The following is a 16,062-nucleotide window of genomic DNA, read 5'->3' as shown; positions in this document are numbered from 1 at the left end:
AAATGACTTAACTACTTAACAACTTAACTATTCCCTATTAACTACTCACAACTCACAATCAATAACTACAACCCGACCGCTAATAACTGATTTTTTTAAAAACGAACCTACCCTTCTTTCTCTTTGCTGCGTTTTCTCTATTAACAGCGGCTGATTATATAATAAGCTTAACCACTATGACCAAAGAGCGTTTGTTCTACTTACTGCATAGGTATATGCAATACCAACTTTCTACTGACGAAGAGAGGGAACTGATGGCCTATATGGATAATGAAGAATCGCAACAGCTGTTGGACGACGTGATGGCCGAGCTGGGAGAAACTTTTGAAGTACCGCCGGATTATCCCATACCCACGAAGGAGATGTTTGAAGAGATTAAACACGATCATCGCTTCCGTATCAATAAGCAACGCGGTATCAGAAAACTTAACACTTGGCAAAGCTTCGCACTTGTAATCAGCGGTATTGCCGCGATATGGCTTTTTCTTTTTATCAAAACAGGCTCCAGACCGGACCATCCGGTAATTTTACCGGGAAAGAAAACGGCTGTACTGACCTTGGCAAATGGTGAAAAAGTCAGCTTGGAGGCCGAAGGACATAAACTTATTTCTGTTGGCGGAGGTAGGCAGATTCAGGTTTCGGATGGGAAAGTAGTGTATCAGCAAGGCGAGAAAACGTTGTCCTTAGATGCCGAAATGGAAAATACCGTAGCAACACCTTTAGGAGGGGAATATCAGCTGATTTTACCGGATGGAACAAAGGTTTGGCTGAATGCTGCATCGTCCATTCGTTATCCGGTGGATTTCGGACATGGCGCCCGGAAAGTCACTATCTCAGGTGAAGTGTATTTGGAAGTAACGCAGCAAAAAAATCAACCTTTTTATGTGAGAACCGGAAATACCCAGATAGAGGTGCTGGGAACCAAGTTTAATGTTAGCGCCTACCAAGAGGATCAGGAGGTGCGCACTACCTTGGTTGAAGGACGGGTGAACGTGCTGGCATACGGGCGAGAGCAATTGCTGAAACCAGGGCAACAGGCAACTGTGAATCAAAAAAACGAGCCTATTCGAGTGGCTGAAGTAGACGTAGAAGATGCGCTGGCTTGGAGAAACGGATATTTCTCCTTCAGTAACGAGCCTTTAGAGCAGGTGATGAAAAAGATTAGCCGATGGTATAATGTGGAGGTAGAATATGCGATGGACCCCGCAAATAAACGATTGGAAGGCACTGTTTCGCGTATGGAGGATATCCATGATTTGCTTAAAGTATTGGAATTAACAAAAACTGCGCATTTTAAAATTAAGGAAGGGAGGATTATTGTAATGAATTGACCTAGCTGTTTAAGTCTAATAAAGCTATAAAGCGTCAGGGGTGCTCCACCACTCCTGACGCAAGGCAGTAATGCCTTATAGCTTATCAATATTGTGAAATCCGATTAATAAACTATGATCCAAATGTATAAAAAATACACGGCAATTTTTTGCCCTGAAGTGAGGCATAAACTACTTAGCTATTTACGAATCATGAAAATGATTTTTGTTTTGCTGTTGATTACCTTACATGTGCAAGCCAACCTGCTTGGGCAAACGGTTAATTTAACAAAGAAAAAGGTAAGCCTACGGGAGGTCTTGAAAGAGATCAGAAAGCAAAGTGGTGTCAATATCCTGATGGATGCCACAGCGATAGACCTAGCTAAACCTATAACGGTGCAATTGAATGATGTTACGGTGGAGGAAGCCTTGCAGCAAGTGCTTACGCCACAGGGGCTGACCTATCAACGCATGGATAAAAATATCATCGTTTCTGTAGACGAACGGGCCTTGGAGAAAGTGGATGAATCCGCGGCACAAGCGCGGTTTGTCCAGGCCGGACAAGTACAAGGTACCGTTCGGGATAATAAGGGGAATCCGCTCCCGGGCGCTTCTGTACTGATAAAGGGTACGAATTTGGGCGTGCAAACCGATAGGAATGGAAATTATAGGATACCGGTGGAAAAGGAAGAAGTACTGATCGTTAGCTTGATGGGCTATGCGACTATCGAAGTGCCTACAAAAGGGAGACACCGCATTGACATGGTTCTGCAAGAGGAAAGCAAGCAAATGGAGGAAGTGGTTGTGACGGGCTATAGTGCCATTGAAAAAAGGCATGTGGCTTCGTCGGTAGTTTCCATGGATATGGACCGCGCAACCAATCGTCCGATCTTCAAAATGCAGGAAGCGTTTAGTGGTACCTTACCCGGGGTAACGGTGATGCAGGGCGGGAATAAACCGGGAAGCGTTCCGGGTGCAATCGCTATACGGGGGGTCGGTACCTTGCAAGGTGCAGAGCCTTTGGTAATTGTGGACGGGATGCAGCAGAGTTTGACGGATCTAGACCCCAATCAGATCAAAAGTATCCAGGTGTTGAAAGATGCAGCATCGGCTTCTTTGTACGGTTCGCGTGGGGCTAATGGCGTTATTATCATTGAAACGAAGCGTGGATCTACCGGGCAATTTAAAGTAGACCTACATGCTTGGTCGGCCTTTAATGAACCGATTAAGTTGCCGAATTGGGTTAGCTCGGCCGACTACATGCGACTGAACAACGAAGCACACCGTATGCAGGGGCAATCGGAGAGTTTTACGGACGAAGATATTGCCCTGGCGGATCAAGGTAATTATACACAGACAGATTGGATTGACGAAGTCATGCAAAGAAGGGCGAAATCGCAGAATTTTACTTCCAGCATTTCGGGTGGTGGTGGTGTTGGGACTTTTAATCTCATGTTGGGTTATATGAATGAGGGGGGATTGAATGTGAATGAAGGACAGGAAAAGTTTAGTGCACGATTTAATACGAACATCAATGTGGCGGATAAGTTTGTGCTGTTAGCTGATTTTTATGCGCATCGCTTGCAAGTGAATCGCATGCAGCTGGGCGATATTAATAGTGACCCGGATGATAACTGGCTCTATCAGGACGCTTGGAAAATGAATCCGACACAGGCAATCTATTATGATTCGGATTTGCCGGAGCATTATATTCTGCATAATAACCTGAACCCTTTAGCGTCGATAGCCCATGGCGCAAAAAGAAATGATATGTACGATGTGAGTACCATTAATTTAAGGCCGAAGTATTTCATTAAAAGCAATCTTTTCTTGGAAGGGAACGTGTCGTACACCATTGATAAGTCGGCCAGCAAGATTAAGCGGTCTACTTTTATGTTCTACGATGCGGACGGAAAACCGGCTGCAACCTGGGCGAACAATGTGGGGGCTAAGCAGGGCGTAAGTGTAAGTCAATTGACGGCTCGTGCCAATGTTAATTATGAGCAGGAGTTACGGCAGAAGAAGGATAAATTATATCTTATTGCCGGATCGGAAATTATGAATTACAATTATACCGATTATCGCGAAGTGAGCAAGGCTTCTTTTTTTGGTAAAGCGAATTATTCTTTTGATAACCGGTATCTCTTAGAAGTTACAGCCCGGGCGGACGGAAGTAGCAAGTTTGCCCCAGGGCATCGTTGGGGTTTCTTCCCTTCGGCTGCGGTAGCCTGGAATGTGGATAATGAAACCTTTTTTGAGAACATCCGCAATGCGGGGACCATTACAGCAATGAAGCTCCGCATTTCTTATGGTTTAGTGGGAAATGAAAATGTAGACCCTTATCTCTGGCAAGAGAATGTGGACGACTGGGGCTGGTCGCAACGCGTTCCAAACCCCGAGTTTTCGTGGGAAAAGCAGAAGCAATGGAATGTGGGTTTGGATATAGGGGCTTTGCAGAATCGCCTGACTTTTACCGGAGAACTGTATCGAAAACATTCGTATGATTTGATCTATGGCCGCTTTCCGGTTCCGCCACTTACGGGTTCTAACGGATTGGAATCAGCCGTGAATATTGGGGAAGTAGAGAACAAGGGCTGGGAGCTGAGTGCGCGGTGGGCAGATAAGATCGGTGAATTCAATTATGCTATAGGAGGGATGTTGTTCGATAACCGCAATAAAGTGTTGAAAGCGGGCTATGGTGCCAATGATACTTTGATTTTTAAAGATAATGAAAACAAGATCTGGTATCCGGGGATTGCGTTGGATAATTATTATGGATATCAAAGTAATGGCTATTTCCAAACGCAGGAGGAAGTGGATCAGACCAGCGCCAAGCTGCCAAATACCCTGCCGGGGGATATACGTTATGTCGACCAAAACGGCGACGGCGTAATCAATGAACAGGATCGGGTAGATCTCGGAGACCCTTTTCCGCATATGAATTATGCCATTAATATCGACCTCAAGTATAAACGCTGGGATTTTACAGTTATGGGCCAGGGGGTTGGTAAACGAACGGGTTGGATTAACGGCTTGGAAGGCTATCCGGTACTGATGGATGGATCAAACAATAGCCTGGGAACTCCCCGGCAGGAATACATGGATAACCGGTGGACGCCGGAAAATCCGAATAGCCGTTTCCCGAGGGTTTGGACGGGTGCCAGCTCCAATGCGGTATTGAGCGATGTTTGGCTGAGTAGGGCAGCATTTTTCCGGATTAAGATGATCCAGTTGGGCTATACCATCCCGAAAATAGGAAATAGTATCCAGCAGGTACGGGTCTATTTAAATGCGCAGGACGCTTTTACCTTCACTAAATGGGAAGGTCTGGAACCTGAACGGGATGGCGGTAATGGTAGCTATCCGCGGATGGCAATTTTTAGTGTGGGACTTCGGGCAACGATTTTATAAGATGAGGACATTTGTTATGAAGAAAAGATTAATATGGATGGTCATGCTGACCTATACATTACTGGGTTGCGAAAAGTTTTTGGATAAAACGGATCCTACGGCAACTACCTTTGAAGAGTTTTTTGTGGATGAAGACGATCTTCGTCGAGTGGTTTACAGTGTTTATACCGATTTATTTACGAACCGAGATGATCGGCGCCTGCTATTCTATATGCAGGATGCGAAGTCGGACAATGCGTATTCGCGTAATGAAGATGATCATCATCAGCGCATTGCGAATGGTACAATGAACAGCAATACGCGCGCCTTTGAATATTATTGGACTATCTATATGAAACATATTGGTCGGATTAATATGTATTTAGCAAATATCAATGTGCCTTATGTTGAGGACGAAGCAGTGAGGGAGCGTTATAAGGCTATTTTGGAAGGCTTGCGGGTTTGGCTTTATTTTAAGGTAACCACCAGCTGGGGAGATATTCCTTTTATGCTGGAGCCAGCTAGTATTGAAGAAGCGAAAGTACCTCCGATGCCACAGGCGGAGCTACTGGATAATTTGTTTAATATGGCCGCAGACATTGCCAATCGTTTGCCGGAAAATGAATACACAACGAATCGCTATATGTTCAACAGGTATTCTTTTAAGGCGGTGATAATGCGCTATGCACTTTATCATGGACGCTATGAATTGGCGGCGAGCTTGGCTAAGGAGATTATGGATAGCGGAAAATATCAGTTGCATCCCAATTATGGTGATTTGTTCCAGTATACTGCTGATCAAAATAATAATGAGTTTATTATCCGCATGGACCGCGAGAGCGTGGGCAATAACAGCACTACCTCCTTTCGCGATTTGGGGCCGCATTTTCGCACCGGTAATGGCCAGTCTTATGCTGTACCACTAAAGTCTTTAGTGGATGCCTATTGGACCTTGCAGGGGCGTCCTATTGATAACTGTCCTTTGCATACGAAGGAGGAATATGAACTGACCCCGGGATTAAACCGCGATCCACGATATAAAGCCAGTATTATGGGCCCGGGTGACACCTTCTATGGCGAGGAAATCGATGTCTACACATCGGGTAATCCGATGTATTACGAAAATCAACGGGCGAGTCGGTCTGGCTATTGGTTCCGCAAGTTTGTGTCTGAAGATGATGCGTTTAGAGATGGAACGATGACCTATGGACTACTTCGTTATGCGGAGGTATTACTGACTTATGCCGAGGCGAAGGTTATGCTTGGGGAAGTGGATGAACTGGCTAAAAGCTGTATTAATCAGGTAAGAGCCCGCGCCGGGTTGGACATGTCAGTGGCAGATGTTACACTTCCCGCTTATAGTGCCTATACGCAGGACCAGTGGATGGCCCTATTGCAAAATGAGCGACGCATTGAATTTGCTTGCGAAGGATTGCGTTATGATGATATTATACGTTGGCACATGGCCGAAAAGGTATTGAATGAACCAGCTTTAGGTCACACACGGATGGTGAATGGAAATAAGGTTTCGCTGAGAATTGAAAATCGGACGTTCGCCCCTTACAATTACCTTTGGCCTTTTCACCAGACGGTATTGCGGGTAGAGCCGGATTTAAAGCAAAACCCGGGGTATTAGGGTTTGTTCCTACTTACAGATTCCCATGTTCACTGTTTAGTTAATAGGGAACAAGGAGTAGTGCCTTGTTCCCAGCTCACATGTTCCCCTTTTTACTCTACAGCTATACTGCCCCTGTAATCATTTGCGGTGATATCTGAAAGCTGACTGCTGATAGCTTTTTAGTTATAAGTTTTTTAAGTAGGAGCTTGTGCTAGTGCAACTGTCCATGCCACTGTAATAATACATTATTAAAGCTGATATCTGATATCTGATATCTGAAAGCTGATAGCTAATAGCTAATAGCTAACGGTAATATGCTATCTTTGCTTTACGTAGTCGCTACGTTTGCTAAAATAAACCTAATTGTTTCATTTATGAGGTTGTTGATCTTCCTATTCTTCTTCTTACTGCCGTGGACCGGTTTTGCCATTTCTCTTTCGGATTATCGATTTCATGCCATGCCGGAGACTTCTTATTATGGGGGTATCCATAGCATTACCAAAGACAGTATAGGTAGAATATGGTTTAGCGGATATGACGCCTTGTTTGTATATAATGGTCATTCTTTTATACAGATGAATGACCTCGTTACAAGCTATTCGCCTGGCGAATACTGGAACTACGGGCAAGTAATTACCGATCAGGCTAAAAGATTATACGTGGCTACAAACCACGGACTGCTACGTTTCAATTACCGAAGCCAACGGTTTGACCGCATACTGGAAGGTAATATCGGTACCTTGCTGGTTGCTGAAGATGGGATGATCTGGTTGGTCAGAAATAATAAAATCGAATCGTTCCATCCGGATCGTTTAGCTGAAATAACCGAATATCCGCTCGTATCAAAGCTCGCCATATCGGCTCTAATAAACACCGAAAATAACACCTATGTTGCTTCAAAAGGAAAAGTGTACCGGATAAATAAAGAGACTAAACGATACCATTTATTTGCTGATCTGGGAAACACAGAGTATGTAATAAGGGATTTAATCGTGCATCAGGAGCAGACGTATATATTAACGCATAGCCACGGATTATTTGAGTGCGACCGGGAAGGGAAGGTAAAAAAACAGTACACACTCGCTCTAGGTGACGGAAAGTCGGCCACAACTAAGAGCCTTTACCTGGATGCATCAAATATTGTATGGGTCGCCACGCAATCCGGTCTCTTCTTGGTAGACCCGCTTAAAAAAGAGACACGTTTGCTTCGATCCAACTTGCATTATCCGTACTCGCTTCCAAATAATTCGGTTTGGTCTATTTATCCGGATCCGGATGGGGGTATATGGATCGGTATGTATGGAGGGAAATTGGCTTACATGACTTTTTTCGATAATGATCTCAATTATTTCAAACCGACTTTAGGAGGTTTAAATCATCCGATCGTCAGCTGCTTTGAAGAAGATACGCAGGGTAATTTATGGATCGGTACAGAAGGTGGGGGCGTAAATTACTGGAATAGAAAAACAGATCATTTTTCATATTACACGCAGGAAAATAAAAGTGGTATACGATCGAATATGATTAAAAGCCTGCACTACGACAAAAATAGTATGAGCTTGCAAAGCTCAGCATTTAACGGGGGAGTGGCCCATTTTGATGACCACCGACATCGTTTTGTGGAATTGCCGATTAATCATCCGATAAGCTCACAACCTCTTAATGTCTACGATTTCGCCATGGAAGCTGATTCGGGTATTTGGATGACGGATCCGGATGCGGAATTGATATACAAAAATACAAAAAATGGAAAGATAGAAGTCGTCTCGCTCGTTGATGCCAAGGGGAAGGCGATGCGATTGCGGATTGAAACTCTTTTTCGGGATAAAGGTGATCAGCTATGGCTCATAACACATACCGGATTGTATATTGTGCACGCTCGCACCAGACGCATTTTAAAACACCACTATATAGCTAACGCACCTTATGCTGTAAATAATCTTTGTTCTTATGCCGTTACATCAGATTCGGTTATTTGGCTTGGAACACGTGGGGGAGGGGTTAACCGGTTGGACAGCAACGGAAGCTATGTCAATTTTGGCGAAAAGGAAGGCTTATCGGCAAAAACCGTTTTTGGCATACTGGAAGATAGCGATTCAAAGGATGTCTGGTTCGGTACCAATGACGGATTATACTGTTATGAAGACGGGAACAAACGGATTAGCAAATTTCCGGTTGATATTACAAATCTTTGCGGTACATTTTATGCACGTTCGTGTTTTAAAACCTCGACAGGCGAAATGTTATTTGGTGGAACCAATGGGTTCATTATGTTTACACCCCGTAAGATCACACGAAATAACCAAAAACCGAAAGTCTTTTTTACCGATCTATTGATTAATAACAAAAAGGCAGTTCCGGGAGACAAAAATGCACTGCTAAAGCAAGACATTGCTACCCTTTCTTATGCAGATGATAGGGACAACAAAATCGTGCTTTCTCATAAACAGTCGAATATAGAAATACGGGTTTCCACTAATAGTTACCTGCAAGCCGAAAAAAACCGATATGCTTATCGGATGTTGGGTCTTTCGGATAAATGGTTCACGCTCGCCCGAGGTCAGAAGTCGGTTCAATTTTTTAATTTACCTTCGGGAAGCTATATCTTCCAAATAAAAGCTGCCAATAACGACGGTTTATGGGGCGATGATGTGGCTGCTTTGTATTTCCAGATAAAGCCGTCTCCATTTTTGTCTGTCTGGGCGTACATCGCCTATATGTTACTCGTACTATTCATTATCTATTTTATCTGGAGGTATTTCACCAATAAAAAGATATTCGAGCATCGGCTTGAAATGGAGCAACTCAAAGAACAAAATATGAAAGAACTGACGCAGGCGCGGATTAATTTCTTTACCCATATTTCGCATGATCTGAAAACACCGCTCACCTTAGTAGTCGACCCCTTGAAACAATTGAAAGAAACCTTACAAGAAAATCGATCTGCGGCGACCTACGTACAGCTTATCGAAAAGAACGTAAATCGCATTCAACGAATGATCAGCCAATTGCTCCAGTTCAGAGAAATAGAAAGTCAAAAAATTACGGTTAATCAGCAACTGGGCGATATTATCCGGTACATTGGCGATATTTTCTCGTTGTTCGAACTTTATGCCAATAAAAAGGGAATCGAAACAGATTTGAAATCCGAAATGGAGAGTTTCTATACGAAATTTGACTACGATGTAATCGAAAAGATATTCACTAATTTATTCTCTAACGCTATAAAATACACAACCGAAAATGGCTTTGTTGGTGTAAAAATAAAGAGAGCGGGACGGGAAGAACTTGCAGCGTACGGACTAACTCCGCCATTGCACGGCGATTATATTTCAGTTGCTATTACCAATACCGGCGCGACGATTCCGGACGATAAGAAAGACGTGATATTTGAATCTTTCAACCGGTTGTCTATCGGAAAGCCGGCTTTTGAAAAAAGTACTGGATTAGGTCTGTCCATTGTGAAAGAATTGGTTAGCTATTTAGCGGGGAAAGTCAGCTTATACTCGACCGATTCTACCGTTACTTTTACGGTGATTTTGCCATTTACTGCTAATACTGAGGAAACGGGCGATAAGCCGGGATCATATGAATATACGATAGCAGAAATAGACAATATGTTGGTTGAATCGGCAGAGACACAAGAGGTTGATAAATCAAGGCGTAAAGCGAATAGTATCGTTGTCATTGAAGATGACCCCAGCCTACGCTCTTATATGGAGCAACGATTATCGGAGCATTATAATGTATATGCTACCTGCAATGGTTATGAGGGCATCGCAAAAACCGAACGGATATTTCCGCAAATGGTGATTACCGATTTGATGATGCCCGAAGCCGATGGCTTTGCTGTCTGCCGAAAACTCCGTTCCAACATCAAAACGAGTCATATCCCGATCATTGTACTATCGGCGTTGGGCAAGCATGCGGAAAACAAAATTAAAGCACTGGAAAGTGGAGCGAATGTATTTATAGATAAACCCTTTGATATGGATTATCTGCTTAAGCAGGTAGATAACCTGATAAAAAACCAAAATGAACTGAAGGCGTCCTATAGTAAAAAATATATTGCCGAACCTGCAAACATTACCATTTCTTCAGCCGACGAAGACTTGCTTCGACGGGCGATGGAACACATCGAAAAAAATATGAGTAACATGGATTATCATGTCGAATCCTTTGTGTCTGATATGGGAATCGGACGCACGCTCTTATACCAAAAAATAAATGACATACTCGGCATGTCGATTAAGGAGTTTATTTTGGATATACGACTTAAACGCAGCGCGCAATTATTAGAACAATCCGATCTTACCATATCCGAAATTTCTTATTTGACAGGTTTTAATAGTCCCAAGTATTTCAGCATTTGCTTTAAAAAGCAATTTGAAGTGACCCCAACGGAGTTTAGGAAGAAAGTTGAGTTGTGAGATTAGTTGATTAGTTGAATCGTTGAGTAGGGGAATAGTGATGATGATGGGTGATGAGTGATGAGTGATGAATGATGAATTTTGTGGAGAATGTAGCACAAGCCCTTAACTTATTACGTATAACTTAGAACTTATAACTAAAAAAGCCATCAGCAGTCGGCTATCAGCTATCAGAAATATACCTTATACCTTACTACCTTAATCCCTACGCTTTATACCGTAGGCCTTACAGCTGGCCATCAGCAGTCAGCTATCAGAAATATACCTTACACCTCATACCTTGAACCTTACACCCTACACCTCATACCTTATCCCTCAAAACCTCTCTTCGTACAAAATAGAACCATTTCTGTACAAATCAATACCATCCCTATTAAGGGCTTCGCTTAGTTTTGCAGCGTAAGCCAATTATCGTAGTGCCTAAAACAGGTGCCGATAGTAAATTAAGTTTAACCATAAAATCTATTTGCCTATAGAAAATAATATCCAACAAAATAAACGGTCATCACGTACCTAAATATATAGGATGACATAAGAAGTAACTGCTTTTTTAACGTTAACCTTTTCTAAATCTAAATTTACATGATTAAAAAAAATCGCATCAAGCTGAAAGGCTTCTGGGCGATACTTGCTCTCTTTTTGCTGTCAGGTACGCCTCTCTATTCGCAACAACAACTGATTAAAATTACAGGACAAGTGGTTGATGAAAGTGGTGAAGCCCTTGTAGGTGTTTCCGTTCGGGTTAAAGACCAGCGTACAGGCACCGTAACGGATACAGATGGAAACTATAGTCTTCAAGCTTCGCCATCCTCCACGCTGATTTTCTCTTATATCGGCTATATCAACCAAGAAGTGGCAGTAAATCCGTCCGGCATAATGAATATAACGATGGCGGGCGAGCAGCAACTTAATGAAGTGGTGGTGGTGGGCTATGGCAGCATGAAGAAGAAAGACGTGACGGGCGGTCTTTCAGTGGTTGGCAAGGAACAATTGGAAATGGTTTCTACCAACAATTTAATGGACCGATTGGTGGGGCAGGTAGCCGGGTTTAGCATTACCACTACCAATGCTGCACCAGGGCAAGACCAAACGCTGCTCATCCGCGGAGAGAATTCACTATCAGCAAGTAATTCGCCTTTAATTGTACTGGATGGAATTCCCTATAGCGGCTCCTTAACGGATCTCGATCCCAATAACATTGAAAACCTGACGGTACTAAAGGATGCCTCGGCGGTGACAATTTATGGGTCGAGGGGCTCTAATGGAGTTATACTGATTCAGACTAAAAGAGGTATGGAAGGAAAGCCGCAAGTGGCTTACCGAGCGCAGCTTGGAATGGCCGAACCGATGCAACGGATTGACGTGATGGGGCCGGAGGAATACATCAAACTGCAACAGGATATCGGTCGTTTAAGAGAGGGTTACACCGGCGAGCTGCTCGATCCGGTGAGCGGAAATATCATCAGTCTTACGGAGCGGGAGAACTACATCAAAGGCATTACTCACGATTGGCAGGATTACATTTTCCGGAAGGCACTGACCACCGATCACCAGCTCAGCATATCCGGTGGAACAGAAAAAACGAAGTACATGGCCGCGGCAGCTTACCTGAGTCAGGAAGGTGTGGTTTATAATTCAAAACTTACGCGCTATAACCTCTCTACAAATATCGACCAAACGTTCAACGATTGGTTGACAACCGGCATAGGTGTTCAGTTTGTACAAAGAGAGGATGGTGGTGTTACGCCGAATATCGAACATGCTATCAAGCAGAGCCCTTACGGAAAATACAAAGATGACGCGGGTAATTATGTGTACGAGCCGATGGAGTATTCACTGATCACCAACCCCATGCTCAACGTAAATGCGGATCAAGACCGAACGAATCGGAATTTTTTCCTCAGTGCCTATGCGAATATTCGTTTACCGATAGAGGGTTTGTCATTCCGTTCCAATTACGGATACAATTATCGAAGCAATTTTACAGGCACCTATTATGGACGTAATACCTTTATCGGGAGGGAGCAAGCGGGACAAGTGGGTGGAAGCGCCCGTATTAGCAATGGGCATACAACCAATTATACTTGGGAGAATCTGCTCAAATATGAACGCGAAATCAATAATCATCGTTTTGACGCAACCGCGCTGTTTAGTATACAGGAGAATAAAAGCATCAGCGCTGCCCAGAGCGGGGATGGCTTCGTAACGGACAATACGAGCTATTATATGATGAATACCGCCGAACGCAATATAACCATGTCGTCCGGGTTGTCTGAAACAGCAATGTTGTCGTATATGTTCCGACTGAATTATGCTTATAAGGGTAAATATATGGCCACCTTAACGGGCCGCTCCGATGGTGCCTCGGTCTTCGGCGTGAATAATAAATATGCCTTTTTTCCTTCTGCTGCCCTTGCATGGCATATGGGTGAAGAGCATTTCATAAAGGACAATCTTGATTGGGTGAGCATGTTAAAATTGCGGGCTTCTTATGGAGCTAATGGGAATCAGGCAATCACGGCTTATCGAACGCTGGATCGCCTTTATTCGAACGTGAAATACATCTGGGGCGATGGTGGTACGGCGGTCAATACGGCATATCTGGCGGGTGATGGGGTTGGTAACCCGAACTTGAAATGGGAAACGACTTATACGGCTAATATCGGTCTGGATTTTCAGTTATTTAACAATCGCCTGGGGGGCGCTATTAACCTCTATCGATCTAAAACCAAAGACTTGCTGATGATGCGGACGGTGCCAATTATGAATGGTTATAACCGAATCTGGGACAATGTAGGGGAAACCCGCAATAAAGGAATTGAAATAGCTTTGAACTCGGTGAATATTGAAAAAAAAGATTTTCAATGGAGTTCTAATGTTAATTTTTCGCTAAACCGCGATAAAATCGTTGAACTACGGGGCGACCATTTAGATGATATTGCCAATAACTGGTTTATAGATAAACCTTTACGGGTTTTTTATGATTACAACATGGTGGGAATCTGGCAAGCAGGTGATACGTATTCTTTCACCGACGCGAACGGAAAGGAGCGCGAAATCCAGACGGGTGCGGAGCCGGGATCTGCCAGGTTGGAGGACGTAGATGGTAATGGATACATTGACGCGAATGATCGGAAAATTATCGGATCCAAAATGCCAAGCTTCACTGGTTCAATAGGTAATCGGATAAACTACAAGAATTTTTACTTTTCATGTCTGATAAACGGTGTGTTTGGTGTTTGGCGCGATGATAACCTGGCTAATTTTGGCTCGTGGACTTTTGGAATAACCAATTATGTACATGGTGCCAATTATTGGACACCTGAAAACCCAACAGCCGGCATCGTTTCTCCGGGCTATACCAATAGCTTTGGGCATGGCTATTATAAAAAGGTTTCCTATGTAGAGATTAAGAACATGACGTTCGGTTACCGGATCGGGCAAAAAACCGCTCGTAAGGTGGGCTTAAACGCCATTGATGTGAATGTGAGTGTCAATAACCTACATACCTTCTCGAATATCAGACAGGTGCTCAATTACGATAACAGTTGGATGGCCTCTTTTCCGACGGCTCGGTCGTATATGCTCGGACTGAATTTAACTTTCTAATCAATAGGAATACGGAATTAAACATATGCAAATGAAGACTTTTATAAAAATAAGCTTAGCTTTTATAACACTCATTTCCCTGAATGGGTGTAAAGATTTTCTTGAAGAAGACTTGAAGACAGAGCTGGCACCTACTAACACCTTTACCGGTACGTATGGCTTTGAGGTGGGCAGTGCGGGACTATATGCATTGACCCGTTCGGAGTATAATACCTATGGAGAAGGGGGCGCTTATATCCACAATGGTGCTTGTCCGTATGAAGCCTTGCAGGCGGCAACGGATATTGTGGATGTCATCAACAGCGACGCTTCGTTGATGCCTTTTGCTAACCTGACCTTGACGCCCTCCCAGCAGTTTGTAACAACCTATTGGAATTGGGCTTATCACCTGATCTCTTCGGCAAATGAAATACTGGTATATGCGGATCAAAACACCAACTGGGATGCGCCGACGGACAAAGCACGTTTTCAGGCAGAGGCCCGATTCTTTCGCGCTTACGCTTACCGTACGCTGGTGTACCTCTATGGAGATGTACCGTATGTAGAAACTATTTTATATGATTTTCAGCTGAATTTTACCCGGACACCCAAAGTTGAAGTGCTGGAGCATATTGTGGCTGACCTGCAATTTGCAGCGGAACATCTTCCGGAAAATCCGGATCAGGTTAAAGATGGTAAATTGACGAAATGGGCGGCTTATCACTTATTGAGTGAAATGTACCTATTACAGGGCGAATACCAACTGGCTGAACAAGCTGCCTTAGCCGTTATTAATAGCGGACGCTATGAGTTGATGAAAAATCGTTTCGGAGCCAAACAAAATACGGCCGGGGATGTATTTAGCGACCTGTTTATCGAAAATAATCAAAATAGGCAATCAAGTGGCAACCGGGAAAGCATCTGGGTATTGCAGTTTGAATTTAACACGGTAGGTGGGGGCACCAACTCGGATGATTGGACACGCAGGGCGTGGAATCCTAAGTATCAGGATGTGTTAGGTTTTGTGCTGGCCGACACCTTAGGTGGACGTGGCCTGGCGCAAATCGTTCCGATGAAATGGTGGGTAGGCACTCAAGGAACCAATGCTACAGGTAATGTTGCCGGTATTTTTGATGCAACAGACATACGCAACTCAAACTATAATATTAAACGCAATTGGTATTATAACAACGTAAATGAGGCCTCCTTGTACGGTAAAAAAGCGACTATCACGGAACAAACCTGGTTCACAACCAAGTCCTTATTCCCTGCGGTAACGAAGTTTTTCTATGGCCGGGCTGAGAACCTAAGCCTCACCGGCAGTTATAAAGACCGCATGAAATTTCGTTTAGCGGAAACCTACTTGTTGCTTGCAGAAGCTTACCTCGGGCAAAATAACCCGGCCAAAGCAGCCGAGGCGGTCAATGTAATACGGGCACGTGCGGGGGCGTCTTTAATCGACGCCGGTGCGATGACGATGGACTTTCTGTTGGATGAGCGTATCCGGGAATTAGTAGGAGAGGAAAGTAGGCGATTTACCTTGGTGCGTACCAAGAAGCTGGTTGATCGCGTAAGAATGTACAACAATGCCATCAAAGGTAAAATACAGGATTATCATGCGCTGTGGCCGATACCACAGGTGATTATCGATGCGAACCGTGATGCTGAATTCCCACAGAATCCCGGATATGGCCAATAGACGCGGATAGCGAATGATACACACTTA

Annotated in this window: 6 protein-coding genes; all 6 read left to right on the top strand. The window is 43.8% G+C overall.

From position 1 onward, the window contains the following. Positions 1 to 176: 176 nt before the first annotated feature. The 6 genes from M1D52_RS21940 to M1D52_RS21915 all read left to right on the top strand — a co-directional run bounded on the left by M1D52_RS21940 (position 177) and on the right by M1D52_RS21915 (position 16,035). Positions 177 to 1,331, top strand: a complete 1,155-nt coding sequence (locus tag M1D52_RS21940; protein WP_437393552.1) for a FecR family protein — start codon at positions 177 to 179, stop codon at positions 1,329 to 1,331. Positions 1,332 to 1,454: 123 nt separating this feature from the next. Continuing rightward, positions 1,455 to 4,721 (top strand): TonB-dependent receptor, encoded by a 3,267-nt coding sequence (locus M1D52_RS21935; protein WP_437393551.1) that lies wholly within the window; start codon positions 1,455 to 1,457, stop codon positions 4,719 to 4,721. A gap of 16 nt (positions 4,722 to 4,737) precedes the next feature. Then, positions 4,738 to 6,336: a RagB/SusD family nutrient uptake outer membrane protein gene (locus M1D52_RS21930; protein ID WP_437393550.1), complete on the top strand. Its 1,599-nt coding sequence runs from the start codon at positions 4,738 to 4,740 to the stop codon at positions 6,334 to 6,336. Positions 6,337 to 6,692: 356 nt separating this feature from the next. Further along, complete coding sequence (locus M1D52_RS21925) at positions 6,693 to 10,748, top strand: hybrid sensor histidine kinase/response regulator transcription factor (RefSeq protein WP_437393549.1); 4,056 nt, start codon at positions 6,693 to 6,695, stop codon at positions 10,746 to 10,748. 582 nt (positions 10,749 to 11,330) lie between these two features. After that, positions 11,331 to 14,357, top strand: coding sequence for a SusC/RagA family TonB-linked outer membrane protein (locus M1D52_RS21920; protein ID WP_437393548.1), 3,027 nt, complete (start codon positions 11,331 to 11,333; stop codon positions 14,355 to 14,357). Between the two features lie 31 nt (positions 14,358 to 14,388). Then, the gene (locus M1D52_RS21915; RefSeq protein WP_437393547.1) at positions 14,389 to 16,035 is read left to right on the top strand and encodes a RagB/SusD family nutrient uptake outer membrane protein; all 1,647 of its coding nucleotides are present in this window, start codon (positions 14,389 to 14,391) and stop codon (positions 16,033 to 16,035) included. Positions 16,036 to 16,062: the final 27 nt, after the last annotated feature.

Source organism: Olivibacter sp. SA151, from assembly GCF_054130995.1.
This window is presented reverse-complemented; position numbering and strand designations above follow the sequence as displayed.

Coding starts and splice junctions, on each gene's coding strand:
- M1D52_RS21935 (WP_437393551.1), top strand. CDS start 1,455: ATGTATAAAAAATACACGGCAATTTTTTGCCCTGAAGTGAGGCATAAA.
- M1D52_RS21925 (WP_437393549.1), top strand. CDS start 6,693: ATGAGGTTGTTGATCTTCCTATTCTTCTTCTTACTGCCGTGGACCGGT.
- M1D52_RS21930 (WP_437393550.1), top strand. CDS start 4,738: ATGAAGAAAAGATTAATATGGATGGTCATGCTGACCTATACATTACTG.
- M1D52_RS21915 (WP_437393547.1), top strand. CDS start 14,389: ATGAAGACTTTTATAAAAATAAGCTTAGCTTTTATAACACTCATTTCC.
- M1D52_RS21920 (WP_437393548.1), top strand. CDS start 11,331: ATGATTAAAAAAAATCGCATCAAGCTGAAAGGCTTCTGGGCGATACTT.
- M1D52_RS21940 (WP_437393552.1), top strand. CDS start 177: ATGACCAAAGAGCGTTTGTTCTACTTACTGCATAGGTATATGCAATAC.